The organism is Massilia sp. TSP1-1-2 (assembly GCF_049896185.1).
Lineage (GTDB): Bacteria > Pseudomonadota > Gammaproteobacteria > Burkholderiales > Burkholderiaceae_D > Telluria_A.
Genome location: NZ_JAFCTU010000134.1, coordinates 1 through 976 on the forward strand (window position 1 = coordinate 1; position 976 = coordinate 976).

The following is a 976-nucleotide window of genomic DNA, read 5'->3' on the forward strand; positions in this document are numbered from 1 at the left end:
TGCAAATGTTCGGCTCGGCCAGCCAGCCGCTGCTGCAGATCGTCCCGACCCTGACCCGTTTTTCGGCCGCGGGCGACCAGCTCACCGGCAGCGGCCTGGTCGAAGGCGCCACGCGTTACGATTTCCCGAACGGCAGCATTGCCGACACGCAGACGGGCGCCGGGCCGGACGTGAGCTATTACTACGATCCGGCGCGCGGCGTGTATGTGTACGGCGGCCAGGTCAACTTCGGCAGCGCCGCCCTGCACCACTACGGCACCGGCAGCGTCAGCCTCACCACGGCCGGCGGCACGTCGGCCCCGATCGCCCTGAACACGGTACGCGTGGGCAGCGACAGCGCCGGCGTCGGCCAGCTGGGCGACGTTGCTTTCGACCCAACCAGCGGCGCCTTGTGGACCATGGACGCGAGTAATCCCGGCCGCCTGTTACGGGTCGACCCGGCCACTGGCCTGGTGCTGCAAACCATCACCCTGACACCGGCCGGCGGCAACCAGTACACGGGCAACTACGCCGGCCTGCAAATCCTGGGGCAAGCGGTGAACCTGGCGGGCGTGAATGTGCCTGCCGGCAGCCTGCTGGTATTCGAAGGCTATCCTTACAACGGCAGCAACAGCGTGGCGGCCATCAACCCGGCAACCGGCAGTCTGATCGCGCGCCTGGTGATGCCTGAGAACTATTACGCCACCGCGGGCCTGGTCGATCCAGCCAGCGGCCACCTGTTCCTGCTGTCGCACCAGGCCAACCAGATGGTGGAAGTGAATGCGCAAACGGGCGCCGAAATTGCCCGCTTCGCCATTCCATTCAATATCCAGAGCCACGCCGGCATCGCGCTCGACCCGGTCGACGGCAATTTCTGGATCGGCAGTTACAACACCATCGGCCAGGTGGTCAAGGTCAGCCGTACCGGCGCCGAACTGCGCCGCGTCGACCTGGGCAGCCAGGGCATGGACGTCAACGACATCAGCGGCCTGGCCTT

General features: G+C 66.5%; 1 protein-coding gene. It reads left to right on the forward strand.

What is annotated here, in order from left to right:
• Positions 1–976: hypothetical protein (locus ACP7BV_RS27280; RefSeq protein ID WP_426108042.1), on the forward strand; the 976-nt coding region annotated here is incomplete at both ends.